Consider the following 22920-nt stretch of genomic DNA (forward strand, 5'->3'; position numbering starts at 1 on the left):
AGTGTTCCATCTGATCATTCAAAGCAATAAAAATAAACAGATGAAACCGCGATTTTTTCTTTAAATTTGCAACTTAAAATTTCAAGGAAATGAGCAAAGTAAGAGTGCGTTTTGCACCAAGTCCAACAGGACCTTTACATTTAGGAGGAGTAAGAACTGCTTTGTATGATTATCTTTTTGCGAAGAATCTGGGTGGTGAATTCATCTTAAGAATAGAAGATACTGATACTGCGAGATATGTAGAAGGTGCGGAAGAGTATATTATGGAGGCGCTGGAATGGTGTGGAATCATTCCTGATGAAAGTCCAAAGCATGGTGGAAAATTTGCGCCATACCGACAATCGGAAAGACGGGATATTTATGATAAACATTTAGTTGAACTACTAAAAACTGATTACGCCTATATTGCTTTCGATACTACTGAAGAACTCGATGAGGTTCGTAAAGAATTTGAACAAAACGGTGACGTTTTCGCCTATAATTATATTACCAGAAACCGATTAAAAAACTCTTTGACCCTTTCAAAAGAAGAAGTTCAAAAATTAGTAGATGAAAAAGTTCCGTACGTTGTGCGTTTCAAAATGCCGGTGGATCGGGTTTTAAATCTGGAAGATATTATCCGCGGAAAATCTTCAGTGAATACCAATACTTTAGATGATAAAGTTTTGATAAAGAACGACGGAATGCCGACTTACCATTTTGCCAATATCGTTGATGATCACGAAATGGAAATTTCGCACGTTATTCGTGGCGAAGAATGGCTTCCTTCTTTAGGTTTACATTATTTATTGTACGAAGCAATGGGTTGGGAGAAACCAGAATTTGCCCATTTATCATTAATTCTAAAACCAGAAGGAAAAGGAAAATTAAGTAAAAGAGATGGTGATAAATTCGGATTCCCGGTATTTCCATTAAATTTTAAAGATCCTGAAACTGGAAATGTTTCAAAAGGATATCGTGAAGAAGGTTATCTTCCAGATGCGTTTATCAATATGGTAGCGCTTTTGGGTTGGAGTCCTGCAAACGATAGAGAGATTTTGACTTTAGAAGAAATGGTTGCTGAATTTGATTTAAATAAAGTTCATAAAGCTGGAGCAAGATTCAATAAAGAAAAAGCAGAATGGTTTAACCACGAATATTTAATTTCAAAATCTGACGAAGAAGTTTTAGGATTTTTAAAGAATGTTGATGGAATCAATCTTGCGAATTCAAGTGATGCTCAATTATTGCAAATCATTTCATTAATGAAAGAAAGAGCAACTTTTGCAAAAGACATTTATAATGACGGGAAATTCTTTTTCGAAGCACCAACTCAATATGATGAGAAAGCTGTGAAGAAAGCTTGGAATGAAGCCGCAGCAGAAGTAATGAACGAATTTTCTTTAAAGTTACAGGATTCAGTTTTCGAACCAGAAGCTTTAAAACAAGATATTCATGATTTTGCAGAAAGCAAAGGATTGGGAATGGGCAAAGTAATGATGCCTCTTCGTCTGGCTTTAGTTGGTGAATTGAAAGGTCCAGACGTTCCGGATATTATGCAAATCCTTGGAAAAGAAGAGACTATCGCCAGAATTAAAAATGCAGTAAATAATATCCAATAACTTTCTTTAATTTTTAGTAAATTTGAAGGATAATTTTAATAACAGAAATGGAATACTTAAGCTTTGAACTTCCGATAAAAGACCTGATGGATCAGTATCAAACCTGTTCACTGGTGGGCGAAGAAAGTGGTGTAGATGTAAAACTCGCCTGCTCGCAAATCGAAGATAAAATTATAGAAAAGAAAAAAGAGATTTATCATAATCTTACGCCGTGGCAGAGAGTACAACTTTCTCGTCATCCAGATCGCCCTTATACTTTAGATTTTATTAAAGGAGTAACTGATAAAGACAGTTTCCTTGAACTTCACGGAGATAGAAATTTCGCTGATGATCCGGCAATGATTGGTGGTTTAGCGACCATCGACGGACAGAGAGTGATGATTATCGGAACTCAAAAAGGGAGAACTACGAAGGAAAGACAATTCCGAAGATTTGGAATGAGTAATCCTGAAGGTTACCGAAAAGCGTTGCGATTGATGAAACTGGCAGAGAAATTTCATATTCCTGTAATTTCATTCATTGATACACCCGGTGCTTATCCAGGTTTAGAAGCTGAAGAGCGCGGACAAGGTGAAGCAATCGCTAGAAATATTTTTGAAATGACGATGCTTAAAACTCCGATTTTCGTGTATATCATTGGCGAAGGAGCGAGTGGTGGAGCGTTAGGAATTGGTGTAGGAAATAAAGTATACATGCTTGAGAATACTTGGTACACGGTAATTGCACCAGAAAGCTGTTCTTCAATTCTTTGGAGAAACTGGGATCATAAAGAAGATGCAGCCAATGCATTGAAATTAACTCCTGCTGATGCTTTGAGAGAGAAATTTATTGATGGTATTGTTGAAGAACCACTTGGTGGAGCTCATTATGAGCCACAAGTTGCTTATGATCATTTGAAGGCTTCTATTCTTCAAAACATCAAAGCGTTTTCTAAATTCACCGGTAAAGAATTAGAAACCCAAAGACAAGATAAATTTATTGCGATGGGCCAATTCAAAGGTTAAGAATTACACATCCAGATAATAAAAAGAAAATCCTGTAAGTAATTACAGGATTTTTTATGTTTTGAAATGATTGGTCAATTATTCGAAAAGTTCGGCGGTATTTAAAACCGTTACTTTTCCGTCTTCACATCGGATTGCTTCTCCGGGGAAGTTTTGAATCATGTGATAATCGTGAGTTGCCATTACGACTGCTGAATTATTTTCAAAAGCAACTTGCTTTAATAAGGTCATAATTTCGTTAGAAGTTTCCGGATCTAGATTTCCAGTTGGCTCATCTGCTAAAATCAATTCTGGATGATTTAAAAGTGCTCTGGCGATTGCGATACGTTGTTGCTCACCTCCAGAAAGTTCATGCGGCATTTTGTGTTTCTTGGATTTCATTCCTACACTTGCCAAAACCTCGTTGATGCGGTCATCCATTTTGGTTTTATCATTCCAGCCAGTTGCTTCAAGAACGAATTTTAAATTCTTTTCAACCGTTCTGTCTGGTAATAATTGAAAGTCTTGAAAAACGATTCCCAGCTTTCTTCTTAAATTAGGAATGTCTGACTGTCTCAATTTAGCCAAATCAAATCCTGCAATATGTCCTTGTCCGGAACTTAGTGGAATATGTCCGTAAAGTGTTTTCAACAATGAACTTTTTCCCGAACCTGTTTTCCCGATAAGATAACAGAATCTTCCTTTTTTAATATTGAGGTTAACTTCATTGAGTACGGTGAAATTCTTCTGTGCAATTTTTGCATTTTTCAGATGAATTACATCTTGACCTTCCTGATAAGTATGTGGCATATCGTGTTTAATTGTAATTGATGAAATGAGTGCGCTGCATTAGCTGCTCAAAAGTAAAAAAAATCTTTCTTTTGAGCGCACACTTTAGCAAATTTTAACAACGAAAAATGCTTGAAAAATAACTTTTCAAGCATAATCTGTTATGATAATTCCTGAGATTATCTCTTAGCGCGCTGAGCACTTACAGTTAAACTCTTTCTGCCTTTTGCTCTTCTTGCAGCCAATATTCTTCGGCCGTTAGGTGTTGCCATTCTTAAACGGAAACCGTGTTTGTTTCTTTTCTTTCTTTCAGATGGTTGGAATGTTCTCTTGCTCATTGCTTATATTTTTAAGTAAAAACTTTATCTTATTTTTCAGATTGCAAATATAGGAAACTTTTTATTTACTGCAAACAATCTTTTAAAATTTTCTAAAGAAAATGTGATTGTTCTTTAAAGGTAAATCGTCTCTATTATAATTGAGGTTGCAAAAATAACCTATTTGTACTAGATTAAGAACATTTTATAGCAATAATATAATTTTATTAATCCCCTTTTTTATAACGGTGAGTTTCCTAAAATAAAAACAAAACCTATCTTTGCTGTTGTAAAAAATATCCCAATAAATGTTTAGTCCATCCGAAATTTCAGAGATTCAAAAGCTTTTAACACCTGATCATAAAATAGTGATCATTACGCATTATAATCCTGATGGTGATGCAATCGGGTCTAGTTTGGGATTAAAACATTTTCTGAAACAAAAGGGTTTAGAAGCTGACGTAATTGTTCCTAACGATTTTCCGAAGTTTTTGAAATGGATGCCGGAATCCAAACAAATTATTATTGCTGACTATAAAAGAAAGCAAGCCGGAGAAGCGATTTATAATGCAGATGTTATTTTTGTGTTAGATTTTAACGCTTCACACCGAAGTGGAAATTTGGTTGGACCTTGGCTGGAAAAAGCCAGAGCAAAGAAAATATTAATTGACCATCATCAGCAACCTGATAACTTTGATTATATCTATTCAGACGTTACCATTCCGGCAACATCGCAAATGATTTATCATTTTATCCAGGAATTGAATGAAGAGAATTTGGTCAATAAAGATATTGCAGAATGTCTTTATACTGGGATTATGACGGATACTGGAGGTTTCCGTTTCCGTTCTACCAGTGCGACCACGCATAGGATTACCGCTAATTTAATAGAAAAAGGTGCAGATCCTGCAATGATAACTTCAAATACTTGGGACACCAATACCGTTTCGAGATTGCATCTTTTAGCTTTAATTTTAGGAAGAATAGAAGTGGTGAAAGACGGAAAAGTTGCAATTCTATGGTTAAAACGTGATGAGTTAAAAGAATTCGGTTTCCAAAAAGGAGATACTGAAGGTTTCGTGAATTACGGGCTGAGTATTATGGGAACTCAAGTTGCCGCATTTTTCATGGAAGATTTATATGATGATTTTATCAAAATTTCTTTCCGTTCTAAAGAAGATGTTGATGTTAATCAGTTTTCTAGAAAATATTTTAACGGAGGTGGACACATCAACGCTGCCGGTGGAAAGTATATGAAATCTATTGAGGAAACCATCGTAGATTTTAAAGAGAAAATTGAGCAGGAAGAATTTTAAATTAACGTACTAAAGAAGTTTGAGCTATTTCAATAAAACAAATAGTAAAGCTACAATCGCAGGTAAAGCTTGAACGAAAAATATTTTCTTCGAAGCAGTTAAAGCACCATAAATTCCAGCAATAATCACGCAGCCTAGAAAAAATAGTGCTACATATTTTGACCATTCTTCGTTAGAAATAAATAAAGACCAAATCAATCCGGCCGATAAAAATCCATTATACAATCCTTGATTTGCGGCTAAAGTTTTGGTGGGCGTAAAGAGTTCGTCTTTCAAAGCTCCTTTGAACGTTTTTTTACCCAGCGTTTCCCATGCAAACATTTCCATATATAGAATGTAAAGATGCTCGAGAGCAATTATAGCGACTAATATCTTTGCAATAATTTCCATGGAAGTTTTGAATTTTTAAAATTAGAAAAGGAGATGCTTCGGAAGATTATGCAATAATTCTGTATTGATGATTTCTGCACAAATAATTGGCTTTTCCCAATGTCCGTTATGTCCGCAATCCAAGAGGTAAGATTTAATATTTGTTTTATCTGGAAGATGATTGAGAATTAAATTTGTTTTGACAGCGCTGTCATGTTTTCCGGCAATAACTAAAACTTTACCGTCGAAACTTTCTAGTACAGAAGTTTTATTGGTTCGTTCAATCATTCCTTTTACGGCAGCGAGAACGCCATTATTGTTTGTAGAAAGTGCGATTTTTTTGGCGTGGTCTATTTTACCTTCCAGAAAATCTTTTTCATTTGGATTAAATAAATTAGGAACTCCGGCATTCACGTAAGCAGGAAAAGCTTCTTTGATGATTCTTAAACTTTTCTGTCTTTGCTCTTTTTTCTCTGCATCATCAGCGAAGTAAGAGGAGAAAAATAGAGTAATACTTTTCAAAACCTCTGGAAACTGATCAGCAAATGCCAAAGTTGCGTAGCCGCCCATCGAATGACCAAGCAAATGAAACTTTCCGATGTTTAAAGAATCTGTTACTTTTTTCACTTCGCTTGCCATCAATTCCATGGTATGTACTTCATCATAAACTTTAGATAAGCCATGTCCAGGCAAATCGATTTTAATTAGAGTGAATTTCTCAGAAAGATGAAAATCCATATCATCCCAAATGGTCAGGTTTTCCATAAAACCATGGAGTAAAACAAGAGTTTCTTTTCCGCTGCCGGATATTTCGTAATTTAACATGATTGATATTTTTTAAAAATAGATATCGATGTAATCAACAAATCCCGAACCATTTATTTTGTTTTGTAACCTCCAGAATTTCCCTTTTCCTTCATCGAAAAAAGTGGTTTTTTTAGTTCTTTTATAAACGGTTCCGTTTATTTTTTGACTTATTATTCCTTCAAAATTAAGATGTTTTTCTGAAACTTTTTTTACCGTTCCTTGTATTTCTAAAGAATTATTTCCTGATTTGGCATTTCCGGATAAGGTATATAAATCTCTGCCGATTTTTTCGAAGATTGCGGTTCCTGAAAATGATGATGTCTCATCTGAGGCAAATTTTAGTTGATGCTTTCCGCTAAGATCCTTGAAAATGTTCTGTTGATTTCTAATGGCAATACTGTCGTTCAGTTTTTGACGTTCAACATTGATTGATTCTATTTTTTTTGCTTCAGCAGAAATCACGTTGATGTTTTCTGTCTCTTTTTTAGAACAGGATAAAAGTAGGATGGCAGAAATAATAAGGATGATTTTCTTCATTTTTAATAATAATGGGATGCTCAAATTTAATTAAAAATAAGAGTTGTTTTTAAAGTAGAAGAAAATTTAGTTTAAAGTTTCGTTTTAGAATCCATGACGATGGTTACTGGTCCATCATTGAGTAAAGAAACTTTCATGTCTGCGCCGAAGATTCCGCTTTCCATTTTTAAATTGGATTTTGCAATCTCCGCTTTAAAATACTCAAATAAAGGTATTGCCTTTTCTGGCTTAGCTGCTTTAATAAAAGAAGGTCTGTTTCCTTTTTTATAATCAGCGATTAAAGTAAACTGGCTAATACAAAGAATTTCGCCGGAAATATTCAAAACAGATAAATTGAGTTTTCCTTCTTCGTCTCCGAAAATCCTCAAGTTTAATATTTTTTGAATCAACCAATCGGCATCGGTTTGTTCATCTTCTTCATCAACTCCGATTAATAAAAGTAAACCATTCGCAATTTCGCCGACGATTTCGCCATCAACTTTTACATGTGCTTCAGAAACTCTTTGGATAACTGCTTTCATTTTTAAAGGATAGAAGTGAACATTTGATTAATAGTAAACAGATAAAATTTTGGTGTAGGTATCGTAACTGTAAGGATATGTTTTTGGCGGAACTTGAGAAATTTTCGTCGGTTCGCCTGTGATCGTAATCCATTCTGCGCCATCTTTCGGACAAACGATTTTGATATCATTCTCAACACTTAAAGTCGTATTGGAATCGGGGCAAATATGAGGAGCGTTTCGATCATAAACTTTAAATCCGGTGGTTGTTCTCACTATAATTAAACCTCGCGTGCCGGATTGTTGTTCGTTGATGTAAATCCATCCACCCACGTTTTGTAGTGTAAAATAAGTGGGAAGATTAAGGTTTAAAACTACATTGATCGGCGTGCTTGGGAAGCAGCTTACAGTCTCTTCACGATTGCTGCAAGAGCTGAAATTTAAAATGCTAAATAGAAGAATTATTAAGAAAAAGACGTGGGAAATATTTCTTTTCATTTAAAATATATTTATATCTTTGTGAAACAAATCAACACAAAAACCATTGTCCGGCAAATGTCGGATTATTTTTTTATACTAACTTTAAATATTAGATATTATGTCAAGTTACGTCACCAAAGTAGGATTAGATAAAATGAAAGCTGAACTGGAGCAACTGGAAACCATCGAAAGACCGAAAATTACCGTACAGATTGCTGAGGCAAGAGACAAGGGTGATCTTTCTGAAAATGCAGAATACGATGCGGCGAAGGAAGCACAGGGAATGTTGGAAATGAAAATTTCTAAACTTAAAAACCTTATTGTAAACGGAAAGGTAATCGACGAGACACAATTAGATACTTCGAAAGTTTCAATTCTGACAACCGTACGTCTTAAAAATAATGCAACGAAAGGAGAGCAGAAATTCACTTTAGTTCCAGATAACGAAAGCGATTTAAAAGCTGGGAAAATTTCGGTGAATACTCCTATTGCAAAAGGTTTACTTGGAAAGGTAGTAGGCGATAGTGCTGAAATTCTTTTACCAAACGGAAATCAACTTTCATTTGAAATATTAGAAATCTATTTGGGATAATTATTCAAAAGAGACTTTTAAAATCTTATGTTATAAGGTGTCTTAAAAAATTACCAAATTTTTAACAGCTTCCTTTATTAACATTTTGTAATTTTGTACCCTCGCATATGCGTGGGTTTTTAATTTAAATACAATTATCATGGCTTCTATTTTTACAAAAATTGTACAAGGCGAAATTCCGTCTTACACGATTGCAGAAGACGATAAGCATCTGGCTTTCTTAGATGCGATGCCTTTGGTTAATGGCCATTGTTTGGTAATTCCGAAAGAGGAAGTAGATCTTATTTTCGATTTAGAGAATGAAGATTTTAAAAACCTCTGGAGTTTTGCCCAAACTGTCGCAAAAAAAATGGAGAAGGCATTTCCAGAACGCAGGATTGCTGTTGCAGTTGTTGGATTAGAAGTTCCGCATGCGCACATTCATTTGATTCCAATTAATAAAATGGAAGATATGAACTTCAAAAATGTAAGATTGAAATTTTCTGATGAAGAGTATCGGGAAACTCAACAGCATATTATTAATTCTTAAACACCAACTTTTGTCAGAGTATTGTACTTTGACAAAATTTTTTTAAACTTATTCTTAATTATAAATTTTATATGAATTCAAACCAATGTTCTTTTTGTGGAAAAAAACGAAATGAAGTTCAAATGCTAATTTCTGGAAATAACGGTTTTATTTGCGAAGAATGCATCGAACAGGCACATGGTATCGTAAAGGAAACAAGTGCGTCGCACAGTTCTTCTCCTGCAGAAACGATTGAGGATTTAAAGAAACCGAAAGAAATAAAGGAATTCTTGGATCAATATGTCATTGGACAGGATCAGGCAAAAAAGCAATTGTCAGTTGCGGTATATAATCACTATAAAAGATTATTGCATGCAAAAGATGAGAACCGTGAAGTAGAGATTGAAAAATCAAATGTCATCATGATTGGTGAAACTGGTACAGGAAAGACACTTTTGGCAAAATCGATTGCGAGAGAATTGAATGTTCCTTTCTGTATTGTAGATGCAACGATTCTTACAGAAGCCGGTTACGTTGGTGAAGATGTGGAAAGCATATTGTCCCGACTTTTAATGGTAGCAGATTATGACGTAGAGAAAGCAGAAAAGGGAATTGTATTTATTGATGAAATCGATAAAATTGCACGTAAATCTGATAATCCAAGTATTACCAGAGACGTTTCTGGTGAAGGAGTTCAGCAAGGTTTATTGAAATTATTAGAAGGAAGTATTGTCAATGTTCCGCCACAAGGTGGAAGAAAGCATCCTGATCAAAAATACATTCAAGTAAATACGCAAAATATTCTGTTTATCGCAGGTGGAGCTTTTGATGGTATAAAAGAAATTATTGAACGTCGATTGAATAAACAAGCGATCGGTTTCAGTGCGGAAAAATTAAATAAAGTTGAGGAAGAAGAATATATCTTAAGTCAGCTTAATGCAATTGATTTGAGGAAATTTGGTTTGATCCCAGAACTTTTAGGTAGATTTCCAATCATTACATATCTTGACAAGTTAACTAAAGAAACGATGATTCGGATTATGAAAGAGCCGAAAAACTCAATCGTTAATCAGTTTGTAGAATTGTTTAAAATGGATGGAGTAGAACTGAAGTTTACAGATGATGGCTTAGAAAGTATTGTAGAAGAGACTATGGATAAGGGACTTGGCGCAAGAGGACTTCGCGGAACAACTGAAAAAGTCCTTGAAGATTACATGTTCAATATTGCTGCACAGAAGAAAGTTGTAATAAACCGTAAAAACACCCATTTTTAAGTTATTTAGTAGATTTTTCTTGCTAAGTATAAAAAATAACTATCTTTGTAGCGCAATCTTTTTCTTTTTATAAAAACACAAACACAAATAATAATGAAAAAAAATCTATTAACGATAGGATTTTTAACGTTGACTTTGTCACTAAGTGCACAAGTAGTGTGCCACGTTGACAGCGACGGAATATTCTATGTCGGAGAGAACGCGTTAGTTTATAACGGCGGTGGTGTTCAGACCAAAGGTAATGGTATCTACGATATTAAAGGTAATGTGATGGTCGTAGGGGGAACAGGAGGCTCTGGTCTTAGAACTTATACTACTTCAGGAGGTAATAAAACGGATGGAGGAAATTTTATTTTGAGATTTAATAATCCAGCCGATATTGCTGAATCTACTTATGGCCAACTTTATATTCAAGGTTTGACCCAAGGTAATATTACAGCAATTGTTAATAAAGAATTTTTGGCAAAGAAACATGGTACTTACCAGCAGATTGCAATGCCATTTTCGAATAAGTTAATTTCTTCCCTTTCAACTGAATTTGGGAAAACTTTCAATAATACACGTAGATCTCAAAACGAAGTTTTGGTTTATAATAATAGAGATGTAGTTGCTGATAATTTAAATATTTCTTCAACAACACCTAAGAATACTTCCTACTTTATGTTGGGATCGAAAAATTTTGATTCTGGCGCCCCAACTTCTGGTTCTGTTTATACTATTAAAGGAGTTCCTTATGCAAACGGTGTGATAGAAACGCTAACTGATGCAGGTTTGAATACGCCTTTCGGAACTAATGGGAACGGAATTAATGCTTACAACGAAAAATATAATTCGTATTTACAAGATAACTGGGATTATTTAACTAATACTTCAGCTCCTTGGTCTGTGCCTACTTTCGGACGGAATATTTATCAGTTTGGGAATCCTTATCTGACCAATCTAGATTTAAAATTTATTGGAATAACAGAAGCGGGAACTACAAATGATGGAAATGAATTGGTTCAAATAAGAGGTATTCGGTTTGATTCTGGAAATGTTGTTTCAGATGCAAATGGTGCTACTTACGATACCAATGCACAGTTTGTTAATTTTACAGATCCTGGAAATATGCCAATCGGTGATGTTGGTGTGGTGATTAAACCTATGCAGGTTTTTGTTATTAAATTAGCTACCAATGATGAAGATGCAACAGAAAGACAATTAAATTTCGATGGATTACGTAGATTCAAAATGACGGCGAGACAAGGTGGGACTGATTATTCTGTTACCGCTGCAAAGGGAACTACACAAGTTTCTTCTGGAACTGTAAAACAATTAGGAATTATAGCTTTAGACGCAAATGGTGAAGAGCTTGCTCGAACCTATTATGTTGTATATCCAACTGCTATTTCTGGCAAAACATCTAACCATACTGTCCAAACTACTTTAGGTAGTGGTAGCATCATTGGTACCTATGAAGAAGATGCGATTAATGGTGGGTATGATATGAATTTAATTAATACCTACTGGCTTTATATCAATGAAGCAAATGAAACTGATTTTTATGGAAAAGCAATTCCTTTAGCATTGTATAGCGGTTCCATTAAATCTTTAAAATTCGAAATTCGAGAAAATACTGAATTAATAGATAATAATGTACATGCATTATCATCTGGTACAGGTTTTTATTATAAAGGGAATAATGGTGTTGTTGCCGAAATCGCACAAAACCAGATCATTCCTGTAACTGGGGATGAATACAGTTTATATTATGGAAATTCAATTACTTTAGGAACAGGTTCTTCAAGTAAGCCAAGCAGGACTCAAGTGGTTTACAGCCAATCAACAGACAATTTCTTGGTAAGATTTGATCCCGATTGGAAAAAAGCAGATATCAATGTTTACGACATGAGCGGTAAACAAATCATCTCACAGAAAGGTGTTTCTGCAGGCAAAGACTTTGATATTGTTCTACCTAAATCAAACGCTGCGTATATCGTAACGGCTGTGTCTGAGAAAGGAGAAAAAATCAGTTCTAAAATAGTTAGATAATAAAAAAAACACAAAATTATGAAATTCCTTTATAGATCCTTTTTAATTTTATTTTTAATATTAGGAAGTCTTATGTATGCTGACAGTGGTCCAGTTGGCCCACCTTCTCCTCCTCCAGGCGGAGGTAACAATGGTGGTGGTACTTCTGGTCCTGGTGGATTAGCCTCCCCAATAGATATGTACATCTATATTTTAGCAATAGCAGCGATTTTATTCATTGTTCTTTATGCTAAAAAGGTGCAAAATAAACAAACGGTCTAAACTAACCTTTTAACAATACAAAGAACTCATTCAATTTGCAATGAGTTTTTTTTTATATTTACATTATGAAAAAAATAATATTTATTTTGAGTGTATTGGCTGCTAACTCTTACGAGGCACAGTTTAAAATCAATGTAGAAGCGCCATCTTCATTTACGCCGAAAGAAGTTTATCTCTATACGCTAAATGGTTCCAAAGATGTCCTTAATGGCAAAGAACTAAAGAAAGGGAATTCGTGGCAAATCAGCGTCGATAAACCTTATACTGGGATGATGAAGTTATATTTCCCGGAGAATAATGCGTCCATCAATTTTATCTCAGAGAATAAAGACGTCAAAATGAAGTTTGAAACTGAGAAAGATAAGATTGTCAATATTGATTATTTGGACGAGGCAAATCATGTAATGAATGAAATGCAGGATGTTCAGAAAAAGAAAGAATTTATCTTGCCTGCTTTATATCAGATACAGGAGTACTATAAGACTAAAAGTGATTTTGCAACAGCACTAAATAATGAAGTCCTTCGTCTTTCAAAGGCTACTCCAGATCTTAGTAAATTTCCTTTTGTTACTTACTATAGTACCAACTATAACAAGTTCTTGGAAAAGAGTGCAAAAAATAGTGTTGTAACTCATGACGAAATCATCAGCTTTTTGACCAAATCAAATGAGATGCTTGAGAGCTCTTCTCTTTTGAGACCAGTTCTTGTAGCGTATTTAAATGCAGGATCCAGTGCTACTTTAGGTGCAGATGTGGATAAGTTGCTTAAGGCTGTTAATGTAGAAACTCCTCGTGGACAAACAGTCCTTTCTGAGCTTATTGAGATCTTTGATACTTATGGGATGCAGGATATGAAAGACAAGTATCTTACCGAAGCTAAGAGTTTGAAATGCACGATTAATGAAAGGTTAACAAATACTATTGCAACAAACGTTAACACAGAAATTGGAGCAACATTTCCTAATTATGTTTTCAATAGAGTGACGAATACTAAAGCTAAATCTCTTTACGATGTGAAGGCAGATAAGAAGGTTATTGTCTTTTGGGCGTCTACATGTTCACACTGTGAAAGTGAATTACCAAAGCTTATTGAAAAATATAATGCGGTTAAAGCCATAAAAGGAGAGGTTATTGCCTTTTCTTTAGATAATGATGCTGTTCCCTATGGAAATAAAGTTAAAATGTTGCCTTGGATTAATGACTCTGAATTGAAAGGTTGGAATAGCTCATTTGCAGATACTTACAATGTAAAAGCGACACCAACTTACTATATTTTGGATAGTAATAATAAGATTATTGCCAAGCCAGATCATGCTGCAGACGTAATTTCTTATTTAAAGTTAAATTAATCTTTGCTACCTCGTAAAATATTTTTATATTTGCACCACCTTAAAAAAGGCGAGGTAGCTCAGTTGGTTAGAGCGCAGGATTCATAACCCTGAGGTCACGGGTTCAATTCCCGTCTTCGCTACAAAAAAGTCCAGTATTTATACTGGACTTTTTCTTTTATATAGCATTCTATTTTACTCGATCTCCGGAATTTTACTTTGAGATATTTCATTTTAAAAAAAATGATGAGACTATTTTCTAGTTTTATTTAATAGTCTGCGCTTTCATCTCCTATCATTGGTTTTGTAAAAACCTTAACTTATTTTATAATAAATAACTTTGTTGTTAGAGAATTTAGTCATATATTTACAACGCTTTAGGAATGGCATTTGTCATGATTAAAGCATAAATTTTTTTTCATCATTTGTGTTTTTAGAATCGCACCGTAAGGTGCGATTCTTTTTTTTGTGCCTTATGTTCTTCATTGATAACGGATAAGTAAGTCGATGAAGTAGGAGTAAGTGATGCTGCCATCCTGTTGATTGCTTTTTAGAAATAAATCATTGGTGAAGCCGAAGAACACATCCAAAAGTCCTTCATGCTTTTTAATGAAAACTTTTTCAGCAAGTCGATCTCGTTTCATTTCTGGAGAATAGTGTTCTAAAATATTCTTAACAAACTCTTCATCTTTGTCAACCAGATAATTAACTAAAGACTTCAAAACAAAATATTCAGTACTGTATTTCAAATCAGTATTTTTCGAATCTTTGCCAATTAAAAAACCGATGAAATTAGCTTCTTGCTCTTTTGCGTAGCCTAACTGATGCGCGCTCTCATGTGAAAGCGTAAATGGGATATAAGTTGACGGTAGAGTTGAATTATACTGCGCTTCTGCCGTAAAAGGATTGTAGTAACCTAAAATCCCAGTGTAACTCATAATTGGCTTAAATAAGCTCGATTTGAAGGCCAGAATTCCTGTCCCTTTCTTATTATTTAAATGGAATGGTAGTTTCATCTGGTTCCTCAGTATTTCAGCTTTAATAAGCGTTGTGTTTGAGATAATAAATACTCCATTGTGATCTTCTCTTACTAAAGTTCTCGTTTGTTTACAAAGCTCAAGATAGTCTAAGGCAAGGGCTTTTACTTCCTCTACATTAATCTCTTTTTCTGGTAACTTTTCAAGGATCGGCTTTTGAAAGTAAAGCATGCCCCAAAATAGTTGATAGGTGAAATAAAGGATGTTCAGAAGAATTAATAATTTTAAAGAATAGCTTTTTCGACTGCTCTTTTTTATAATTTTATAAATAAAAAATAGAAAGATGATTATTAATAAAATATAGAAAACATCACCGACAGAAAACGGTATTTTAAAAAAAATTTGTTGATGAATTCTTTTTTGAATCTCAAAGAAACTCTCAAAGACTTTAATGGCATAATTAACCTTTGAAAGAATTAAAAACAAAAGAAATTGGGCAAGTAATAAACCTGCCCAAAATCTTTTCTTACTATATGTGCAACTCTTTTTAATGAGCATTTTCTTTTTGAATTTGATCTAAGCTAATACCTTGGTTTTTCAATATCTTAGTCACTCTTAATGCGTAAAATACAAGATATGCGAAACAAATAACACCCACGATATAACTAAAATGAATATTGGTGTAATCAGCAAGCATCCCCTGAAGCCAAGAAACGATACCACCACCCATAATCATCATAATTAAGAAACCGGAACCTTGATTGGTGTGTTTTCCTAATCCATTAATTGCTAAAGCAAAGATACAAGGCCAAAGTGTAGAACAGAATAAACCTACACTTGTGAAAGCGTAAACTGAGGTCATTCCCGTGGTCATCATTCCGATGATTAAGGAAAGGATTCCCATTGATGAAAATATCAGTAGCATTCTTGCTGGATTTCCTTTGCTTAAAATATCACACACAATCATTACTAAAATGATCACTCCATAAATATAGAAATGGGATAAATCGTGACGGGCAATTGCATTAACCAAAAGAAAAACGCCAAATGCTAAATAAGGTGCGATAAATCTTAAAATCTTTTTTGAACCCGCCGTAATATCAAATGCTTCAACAGCACCTGTCCATCTACCAATCATTAAAGATGCCCAATATAGAGAAACGTAAGGAGCAATATCTTTTGTGGAGAAACCAAGTGAGTTTTCCATATAAGCGGGAAGGTTACTTGCGGTAGAAACTTCGACTCCAACGTAAACAAAAATGGCAATCATTCCTAATACCAGTTGTGGGTATTTCAAAGCAGAATCTCTGTGTTCACCAGCAACAACATCGTCTGTATCCTCTGTAATCGTTGGTGTAATTTGTGGAAGTGATGAGAATTTCAATAAAATAGCAACAAGTATAAAAGCGCCTCCCAAAACCATATAAGGGATTTTCACTGACTCAATACTTGCCTCAGTGTTAGAAGCCGTTGCGGAACCGAAAATAGCAAACGCAACGATCAACGGTCCAATCGTTGTTCCCAGATTATTAATTCCTCCTGCCATGGTAAGACGTTGTGATCCTGTTTCAGTTGGTCCAACTTCAATAGCAAGTGGGTTTGCTACAATTTGCTGCAGTGAAAATCCCAATCCTAAAATAAATAATCCTGTAATCATTAAAGGAAAAGATCCCATATTCGCTGCCGGATAAAACAGTAAAGTTCCCGATGCTGAAATAAGTAGGCCGACAATTAAACCATTTTTATAGCCGATTTTATTAACTACATCTTGTTTTATTGCTTTAGAAATAAACATGTAAATCAATGATCCAATTGTATATGCGACATAAAATGCCACTGAAACCAGTTGGCTTTGACCTTGGGTCAGATTAAAAGCTTTTTTAAATACTGGGATTAAAATATCATTGCTTGCAGCAACGAATCCCCAAAAGAAAAATACAGTTACCAAAGGTACAAATTGACCCCAATTGGTTTGTTTAGAATAATTAGAATTTGTCGACATATTTATTAATTAATGTTAACAAATATAACTATTTTATGTTCTCAAATTGAGCTTTTTAAAATGTTTTTGATTTTTTGATGGGCCTCTGCTTTTAGTAATTCCACAGATTCAGTAGGTTCTAGGATGTCATTAAAATAGACCTTTACTTTTCCCGGATAACCTTTGTCATATTGGAAAGGAAACATTTCCTTTAAACCTACAAATGTAAATACGGCAATCGGTGATTGATGTTTTGAGGAAAGTGTAAAAGCACCATCTTTAAAGGAATCCAAAATTACAGAAGTATTATCAGGAACACCACCTTCCGGAAAAATCACAATACTTTCTCCTTCTTCCATTCTTTCTGCGCAACGGCGGTAGACATCTGCACGGCTTCGAGGGGAAGAACGATCAACCATCACGCAAATTCTTTTATAAATAGTCCCGAAAATCGGAATTTTCACCAATTCTTTTTTACCAACATAACACAGCGGATGATGAGGCATTAAAATACATGGTAACATCACATCCATAATAGAAGTGTGGTTGGAGATAAAAACATACTGTTTATTTTTATCAATTTTTTTGGCAGTAAGTTTAATTAATTCATAGCGGAATCCCATTCCATAAAACATCCCGAAACACCACAAACGAATAAAAAAGTAAGCATACGGATAATGTTCTTTTTTAATGGAAAATAATAAAACAGGAATGCCGAGAATGGGCGTTAAAACTGCTCCTAAAATCACCATCCAACCGCGCCAGATATAATTTAAAACTTTTGTCATGTACTTTTTTAAAATTACTTTTTTATGTAAATTATTAAACGGCTATTTGTTACTTTAATGATTAGCCATTAAAAATAACTTTTTTCTTCACCGAGTAATTCAATATAGAAACCAACAAAATCGCCGCTATTTTACTTAAAATCGCTTGGCTAATAACGAAGAATCCTAAATCGAGATTATCTTTAAATGCAAATCTAAAGAAGAGCTGGAAGAAAGTTAAACTGAGTATGGTTGAGAAAAAAGAAACAAACATAAAGTACGCAAACTCTTTCCGTTTGGAATGTTTGCCACGCTCAAATACAAACCAGATACTTAAAAAATAATTGGTAATAATACCGCAACTGGTTGAAAAAACATTACTTAGCGGAAAGTGAATCCCATGAAAGTTATTTTCTTCGGAAAAAATTAATGGTAAATAAACACTGAATATTTTAAATGAACCGATTTCGATTACAGCACTCAGTCCTCCCGCAATCACGAAAAGTAATACTTGTTTTTGTTTGAGTAAAAGTTCTTTCATATTAATTGTTGCAAATTTAAAACTATATGTTAAACAATCAGAAAAACTTGTTAAAATATTTTTTCGCGTTAATATATTGTTTACTTTTATTTTGTGAAAGGGATAGGTGATGTGGTAACTTAATCATTATTAATTAGTTACTATGTTAGTAGACCAATTATAAGTTTTCAAAACCAGTCAAAATTTAATCACAAAAAAAACATGACCACACAAAGACCTTACCGAAAATTCATGCCTCAACAAAAAAAAATTGAGGAATTAGAAAAAAACAGTCCCCGTTTCAAAAGAGTGTATACTGAATACGAACTGATGTCTGACCAATTATGGGATTTGGAAAATACAGATACAACCAATATCCCAGATGATTTTATGGAAGCTATCAAATTGCAAACTGAATATTTAGAAGAAGAGATTGATGATTGGCTTTTAGATAATCCAGTACTATAAATTTTAAAAGTGGATGAATTCATATCGAGTGTGGTTTTTTAATTATTTTCACTTTCGAATCTACCGGGACCCTTGAATAATGACTGATTGAATCAGAAGCTTTATCTTTGCAGAAATTGTCGAAGAATAGTTATGAACATCAATCTCACCCAAAATAAAAATCTAAAACTCTTTAAACTTATTTCAGAAGTTGCCGAGAAAAATAATCAAACGGTTTTTATTGTTGGCGGTTACGTACGGGATTTATTGATGCACAGAAAAGCACCAACAGATATTGATTTTGTAACCGAAGGGAACGGAATCGATTTAGCCAAAGCCGTTGCACACGAAATTAATTCCAAACTAAAGGTTTCTGTTTTCAAAAATTACGGAACGGCGATGTTTAAGCATGAAGGACTTGATTTAGAATTTGTAGGCGCGCGAAAAGAAAGTTACGCTGAAGATTCCCGAAAGCCTTCTGTAGAAATCGGGACGTTGGAAGATGATCAAAAACGTCGGGATTTTACCATTAATGCTTTGGCGATTTCTTTAAATAAAGAAAATTTCGGTGAATTGATTGATCCATTTGATGGTATTCTTGATATCAAGAAAAGAATTCTCCGCACTCCTTTAGAACCCAGCCAGACTTATTCCGATGATCCTTTGCGAATGATGAGAGCGATTCGTTTTGCATCGACTTTAAATTTTAAGATTGAAGAACGTTCTTTAGCATCTATTAAAAGTGAAGTAGAAAGAATTAGAATCGTTTCTATGGAAAGAATAATGGTTGAATTTAATAAAATCATGCTTTCCGAAAAACCTTCTGTTGGATTAAAATTAATGGAGCAAACCGGAATTTTACATTTAATTATTCCAGAATTAACTGCACTAAAAGGCATTGAAGAAGTAGAGGGACAAACTCACAAAGATAATTTTTGGCATACTTTAGAAGTCGTTGATAATATTTGCGAGAACACTGATAATCTTTGGCTTCGTTGGGCAGCCTTATTACACGATATTGGGAAAGCACCAACCAAAAAATTCATGGAAGGAAATGGCTGGACTTTCCACGGACATGAATTCCTAGGTTCTAAAATGGTAAAAAACCTTTTCTATCGTTTAAAACTTCCGCTTGGAACCGATATGAAATACGTTCAGAAATTGGTCAAATTATCTTCAAGGCCGATTGCGCTTATTGATGACGGAACTTCTGATGCAGCATTACGAAGATTACTTTTTGATGCAGGCGAAGATCTGGAAGATTTATTTATTTTGAACAAAGCCGATATTACCACCAAGAATTCTTCAAAACAAGCGAAGTTCAAAAAGAATTTTGAATATGTTGCTTTGAAAATTAAAGAAGTCGAAGAGAAAGATCAAGTTCGAAATTTTCAACCACCGATTTCAGGAGAAGAAATTATGGAACTCTTTAATTTAAAACCCGGCCGAGAAATCGGAATTTTAAAAGAGAAAGTAAAAGAAGCAATTCTGGAAGGAGAAATAGGAAATGATAAAGATGAAGCCAGAAATTTTGTGATTAAAGAAGGTCAAACTCTTGGATTGATTCTAGCGTAAAAATTTTTTCAGATAAAATAAAATCCCTTTTAGACATCATGTTTAAAAGGGATTTTTGTTAAAGTATATAACGGTATGTTTTAATTTTTGTAGAAGCCACTGGTCCCTTTTCCTGCTGTAATTGTTTTAAGCAAAGTACCTGCAGTAGAATAAATTTCTACGGTACTATCTGCTGTAAATCCGTTCGCATTAGAAATAAAAATTTTACCATCAATAACACTGAAGCCATACAATGCTGACCAAGAATTATCAGTTAAGGTGAGGACTGGAGTAGTAGGGACTGCCGTACTGGTGATGTCCATCGAATAAACTTTATACCCAGAAGTGAAGTAGAATTTAGATCCATCGATTTCTAAATTAGTAGCATTTGCAATTCCAGTTAGGGTAGTTGTAGAAGAAATTGCTCCAGTAGGACTTAATTTGTAAATGTATGAATCAGTTGTCGTAGAAGCGATGGTATATACACTTCCACCAGTAGAAATAGTTTTTTGAATATTCCCATTAGGAATGATTACTTCTTTTTCTATCGTGTTAGAAGTAGGATTGATGATGGTAATTTTTTTACCTGAACCATATGAGGCATTTTGCACGAAGATTTTTCCGCTTGCTTCTACAATTCTTTCTCCAGTGTTCGTTAAATCAATTTTTTTAACAAAAGCATTTGTAGAAGTACTATATACGTTTACAAATTTTGAAGATCCAGAACTGTTGGTTACGTAATAATTATTATTTGCAAATGCGATATATCTTGGTTGAGAAACCTGGTCAGTTACTGTTGCTACTTTTTTAAAAGTATAACGGTTTACGATTTCAATTTTATTAGAATTATTAAGGATTAAATAAGCGTTATCTCCCTCAAATCCGATATTTTGAAGAACATCTCCCAAAGCAACATTTCCATTATTAGCGCTGAAAACATTATTTTCTACGGTTGCCAGATCGTTAGAAATAAACGAAACCGTTGCAGTTGGCGTTCCGAAATTACCTTCGTTAGACATGAAGATTCCATTTTCATAAGCACCTTTTGGTTGTGGCTCAACGATAGGATCATCTGTTCTACACGAAATTGTAAAAAGCAATGTGGCGGCAAATGCTGCAGAAAGTAATTTAGAAATTTTCATTTTTATATTTATTTAAAAGTTAATTAAAAGATTGGCGCTGTAATTTCTTTTTGGTAAAGGGTAATAAGCAGTTGTTTCGTATATTTCATCAAAGATATTATTAACTTTAAATCCGATTTGATAGTTTTTGAAAAAGGTTAAATTCAATCCGGCATTCATAACAAAATACGGATTAATTGCATCACGAAGTGTTTCGTCACTTGTAGTATAAGTCAGTCCATTATACAGTCCCTGAACAAAGATTTCTGCAAAACGATATTTATAAGTCGCGTTTCCAAAAATTTTATGTTGAGGTACATACATCAGAAATCGGTCTGTATCGGTGTCTGTAGAATGAGTGTATACGTAGCCTAATGATAATTTCGTTTTTTGAGTTCCAAACTCTTTTTCAAAATCCAGTTGTGATTCTAAACCGTAAGATTCGACATTGTTGGTATTAACAGGCGACCAATATCCGTTAGAAGTTGGCAGCCATCTAATCATATCTTTAATTTTCATGTAATACGGAGTAAGGTTTAATTTGAAATTTCCGTATTTGAAATTATTTCCTAATTCTGCCTGATGAGAAACTTCTGGTTTTAAATCCAAATTCCCGCCAGGTTGCCAGTAAAGATCATTGAAAGAAGGATATCTGAAATTTTTAGAAACATTTAAAGCAAAAGAATACCAGTCGGTAACATTCATTTTTCCGGAAAAAGAATAGAGAATTGGAGTTACGATCTCTTCAACAAAATCTTTTTTAACACCTGCTTCAAAATTGAATTTCTGAGTCGGATTCCATCTTAATAATCCCGCAACTGAACCTGCATTTCTGCTGACATCAGTAATTCCAGACTGATAACCTTCGCCTTTATCGAAATGGTATTCTGAAATTAAATTGAATGCCCAATGATTATTCAAGAAATAATTGAAATCATTTTTAGCCAAATAAGTTTCGCCAGATCCGCCACTGCTTTTCGGTTGACTGATATTATCAAAATATTGAAAATCATCCTGAAGGTAAGCAACTTTAAAACTATTATTTATTTTTTTTGAATTGAAATCCCAGGCAAGCAAACTTCTAAAAGTATTACTTAGATATTTAGTTTTCGTCCCAAATTCGGAAGTAGGATAATGTTGTTCACCATCGTAAATCTGCGTTTGCCAATACAATCTGTTTTGAGAATCAATTTTATAAGCCGCTCCTAAATTGAAAGTTCGGTTGTCATATTCACCATTTAAGTTTGCGTAATTTTTTTCCGGAACTTCATAATCATTATCGCTTTTAACAACATTCCCCGAAACTTTTACTGATAATTTATCGTCGCTATAAGAAGTCTTTAGAAAAGAATTGAAAGTATTATATGAACCACCTTCCAGAAATAAAGTCGAGTGAAAACCTTTATTAAAGGAAAGTTCATTGTTTAAATGAATCGTTCCACCGATGGCTCCACTTCCATAAATTATGCTTCCGCCGCCCGATTTTACTTCAAGTTGGTCGTAACCTAAAAGGTTTAAATTATTGACATCGCCTTGTCCTAAAAAAACAGAATTGATATTAATTCCATTCCAGACAAAAGCAGTTTGTTGTGCGGTTGTTCCACGGAAAGATGGTGAGGAAACCATTCCACGGCCATTTTCTTTAATGTAAACTGGAGATTGAAAACGCAGAACTTCCGAAAGATTCGTGGTGTTTTTCAACAAATCTTCTTGATTTAAAGTTTCAATTTTGTGAAATTTCTTAGAATTCTTCAACTGATTGTCGAAGATATAAATGGTGTCAATCGCTTTCTCTTGAGCAAAACTCAACAGAAAACAAAATAGTAACGCAGTAGAAAAGTGGTGTTTTATAGTCATTAT

General features: G+C 34.1%; 24 protein-coding genes and 1 tRNA gene. 12 read left to right on the top strand and 13 right to left on the bottom strand.

Translation table 11 applies throughout. From position 1 onward, the window contains the following. Positions 1-89 precede the first annotated feature (89 nt). Together gltX and Q73A0000_RS15215 are read left to right on the top strand one after the other, a co-directional pair. Positions 90-1601 carry a glutamate--tRNA ligase gene (gene gltX / locus Q73A0000_RS15210; protein ID WP_193811770.1) on the top strand — a complete coding sequence of 504 codons (1512 nt, stop codon included), beginning with the start codon at positions 90-92 and terminating at the stop codon, positions 1599-1601. Between the two features lie 47 nt (positions 1602-1648). Then, positions 1649-2605: an acetyl-CoA carboxylase carboxyltransferase subunit alpha gene (locus tag Q73A0000_RS15215; protein ID WP_193811771.1), complete on the top strand. Its 957-nt coding sequence runs from the start codon at positions 1649-1651 to the stop codon at positions 2603-2605. A 78-nt stretch (positions 2606-2683) separates the two neighbouring features. Here the strand turns inward: Q73A0000_RS15215 and Q73A0000_RS15220 are convergent, their stop codons facing one another. Then, positions 2684-3394, bottom strand: coding sequence for a cell division ATP-binding protein FtsE (locus Q73A0000_RS15220; RefSeq protein ID WP_193811772.1), 711 nt, complete (start codon positions 3392-3394; stop codon positions 2684-2686). 158 nt (positions 3395-3552) lie between these two features. After that, positions 3553-3711: a 50S ribosomal protein L34 gene (rpmH, locus tag Q73A0000_RS15225; RefSeq protein WP_193811773.1), complete on the bottom strand. Its 159-nt coding sequence runs from the start codon at positions 3709-3711 to the stop codon at positions 3553-3555. A 287-nt stretch (positions 3712-3998) separates the two neighbouring features. Here rpmH and Q73A0000_RS15230 point away from each other — a divergent pair, with 287 nt between their 5' ends. Then, positions 3999-5006 carry a DHH family phosphoesterase gene (locus tag Q73A0000_RS15230; protein WP_193811774.1) on the top strand — a complete coding sequence of 336 codons (1008 nt, stop codon included), beginning with the start codon at positions 3999-4001 and terminating at the stop codon, positions 5004-5006. A 24-nt stretch (positions 5007-5030) separates the two neighbouring features. Here the strand turns inward: Q73A0000_RS15230 and Q73A0000_RS15235 are convergent, their stop codons facing one another. The 5 genes from Q73A0000_RS15235 to Q73A0000_RS15255 form a co-directional block, all read right to left on the bottom strand. Next, the gene (locus Q73A0000_RS15235) at positions 5031-5396 is read right to left on the bottom strand and encodes a DUF1304 domain-containing protein (RefSeq protein ID WP_193811775.1); all 366 of its coding nucleotides are present in this window, start codon (positions 5394-5396) and stop codon (positions 5031-5033) included. A 21-nt stretch (positions 5397-5417) separates the two neighbouring features. After that, positions 5418-6200: an alpha/beta fold hydrolase gene (locus tag Q73A0000_RS15240; protein ID WP_193811776.1), complete on the bottom strand. Its 783-nt coding sequence runs from the start codon at positions 6198-6200 to the stop codon at positions 5418-5420. Between the two features lie 12 nt (positions 6201-6212). Continuing rightward, the gene (locus Q73A0000_RS15245; protein WP_193811777.1) at positions 6213-6719 is read right to left on the bottom strand and encodes a hypothetical protein; all 507 of its coding nucleotides are present in this window, start codon (positions 6717-6719) and stop codon (positions 6213-6215) included. 71 nt (positions 6720-6790) lie between these two features. Beyond that, positions 6791-7240 carry a D-aminoacyl-tRNA deacylase gene (gene dtd, locus Q73A0000_RS15250; protein WP_193811778.1) on the bottom strand — a complete coding sequence of 150 codons (450 nt, stop codon included), beginning with the start codon at positions 7238-7240 and terminating at the stop codon, positions 6791-6793. Positions 7241-7267: 27 nt separating this feature from the next. Then, a complete protein-coding gene (locus Q73A0000_RS15255; protein WP_193811779.1) occupies positions 7268-7717 on the bottom strand; it encodes a hypothetical protein in 450 nt (149 codons plus the stop codon). A gap of 100 nt (positions 7718-7817) precedes the next feature. On the opposite strand from Q73A0000_RS15255, the gene greA reads away from it, so the two are divergent. The 7 genes from greA to Q73A0000_RS15290 all read left to right on the top strand — a co-directional run bounded on the left by greA (position 7818) and on the right by Q73A0000_RS15290 (position 13836). Then, positions 7818-8291, top strand: coding sequence for a transcription elongation factor GreA (gene greA / locus Q73A0000_RS15260; RefSeq protein WP_193811780.1), 474 nt, complete (start codon positions 7818-7820; stop codon positions 8289-8291). A 139-nt stretch (positions 8292-8430) separates the two neighbouring features. Continuing rightward, entirely contained in the window at positions 8431-8820 is a 390-nt protein-coding gene (locus Q73A0000_RS15265; RefSeq protein ID WP_193811781.1) for an HIT family protein, read from the top strand. A 71-nt stretch (positions 8821-8891) separates the two neighbouring features. Further along, positions 8892-10073: an ATP-dependent Clp protease ATP-binding subunit ClpX gene (gene clpX, locus Q73A0000_RS15270; RefSeq protein ID WP_193811782.1), complete on the top strand. Its 1182-nt coding sequence runs from the start codon at positions 8892-8894 to the stop codon at positions 10071-10073. A gap of 93 nt (positions 10074-10166) precedes the next feature. Next, positions 10167-12104: a T9SS C-terminal target domain-containing protein gene (locus tag Q73A0000_RS15275; RefSeq protein WP_244140756.1), complete on the top strand. Its 1938-nt coding sequence runs from the start codon at positions 10167-10169 to the stop codon at positions 12102-12104. Between the two features lie 18 nt (positions 12105-12122). Next, complete coding sequence (locus Q73A0000_RS15280) at positions 12123-12365, top strand: signal peptidase (protein WP_244140757.1); 243 nt, start codon at positions 12123-12125, stop codon at positions 12363-12365. Positions 12366-12430: 65 nt separating this feature from the next. After that, positions 12431-13714 carry a TlpA family protein disulfide reductase gene (locus tag Q73A0000_RS15285; protein ID WP_193811783.1) on the top strand — a complete coding sequence of 428 codons (1284 nt, stop codon included), beginning with the start codon at positions 12431-12433 and terminating at the stop codon, positions 13712-13714. A 48-nt stretch (positions 13715-13762) separates the two neighbouring features. Then, positions 13763-13836, top strand: a tRNA-Met gene (locus Q73A0000_RS15290). A 339-nt stretch (positions 13837-14175) separates the two neighbouring features. Here the strand turns inward: Q73A0000_RS15290 and Q73A0000_RS15295 are convergent. The 4 genes from Q73A0000_RS15295 to Q73A0000_RS15310 all read right to left on the bottom strand — a co-directional run bounded on the left by Q73A0000_RS15295 (position 14176) and on the right by Q73A0000_RS15310 (position 17959). Beyond that, the gene (locus tag Q73A0000_RS15295; RefSeq protein WP_193811784.1) at positions 14176-15228 is read right to left on the bottom strand and encodes a DUF3810 domain-containing protein; all 1053 of its coding nucleotides are present in this window, start codon (positions 15226-15228) and stop codon (positions 14176-14178) included. Continuing rightward, positions 15218-16672 (bottom strand): MFS transporter, encoded by a 1455-nt coding sequence (locus Q73A0000_RS15300; RefSeq protein WP_193811785.1) that lies wholly within the window; start codon positions 16670-16672, stop codon positions 15218-15220. Before Q73A0000_RS15300 ends, Q73A0000_RS15295 begins: the two co-directional genes overlap by 11 nt. 41 nt (positions 16673-16713) lie before the next feature. Continuing rightward, on the bottom strand, positions 16714-17439 hold the full coding sequence (locus tag Q73A0000_RS15305; RefSeq protein WP_193811786.1) for a lysophospholipid acyltransferase family protein: 726 nt from the start codon (positions 17437-17439) through the stop codon (positions 16714-16716). Between the two features lie 61 nt (positions 17440-17500). Continuing rightward, positions 17501-17959, bottom strand: a complete 459-nt coding sequence (locus tag Q73A0000_RS15310; protein WP_193811787.1) for a GtrA family protein — start codon at positions 17957-17959, stop codon at positions 17501-17503. A 201-nt stretch (positions 17960-18160) separates the two neighbouring features. Here Q73A0000_RS15310 and Q73A0000_RS15315 point away from each other — a divergent pair, with 201 nt between their 5' ends. Both Q73A0000_RS15315 and Q73A0000_RS15320 read left to right on the top strand, forming a co-directional pair. Then, positions 18161-18406, top strand: coding sequence for a hypothetical protein (locus Q73A0000_RS15315; RefSeq protein WP_193811788.1), 246 nt, complete (start codon positions 18161-18163; stop codon positions 18404-18406). Positions 18407-18538: 132 nt separating this feature from the next. Next, complete coding sequence (locus tag Q73A0000_RS15320; RefSeq protein WP_193811789.1) at positions 18539-19960, top strand: CCA tRNA nucleotidyltransferase; 1422 nt, start codon at positions 18539-18541, stop codon at positions 19958-19960. An 80-nt stretch (positions 19961-20040) separates the two neighbouring features. Here the strand turns inward: Q73A0000_RS15320 and Q73A0000_RS15325 are convergent, their stop codons facing one another. After that, positions 20041-21081, bottom strand: a complete 1041-nt coding sequence (locus Q73A0000_RS15325) for a YncE family protein (RefSeq protein ID WP_244140758.1) — start codon at positions 21079-21081, stop codon at positions 20041-20043. Between the two features lie 12 nt (positions 21082-21093). Continuing rightward, a complete protein-coding gene (locus tag Q73A0000_RS15330) occupies positions 21094-22917 on the bottom strand; it encodes a TonB-dependent receptor plug domain-containing protein (protein WP_193811790.1) in 1824 nt (607 codons plus the stop codon). Between the last annotated feature and the right edge of the window lie 3 nt (positions 22918-22920).

Origin of the sequence: Kaistella flava (ex Peng et al. 2021), assembly GCF_015191005.1 — a bacterium.
GTDB classification, from domain to species: domain Bacteria; phylum Bacteroidota; class Bacteroidia; order Flavobacteriales; family Weeksellaceae; genus Kaistella; species Kaistella flava.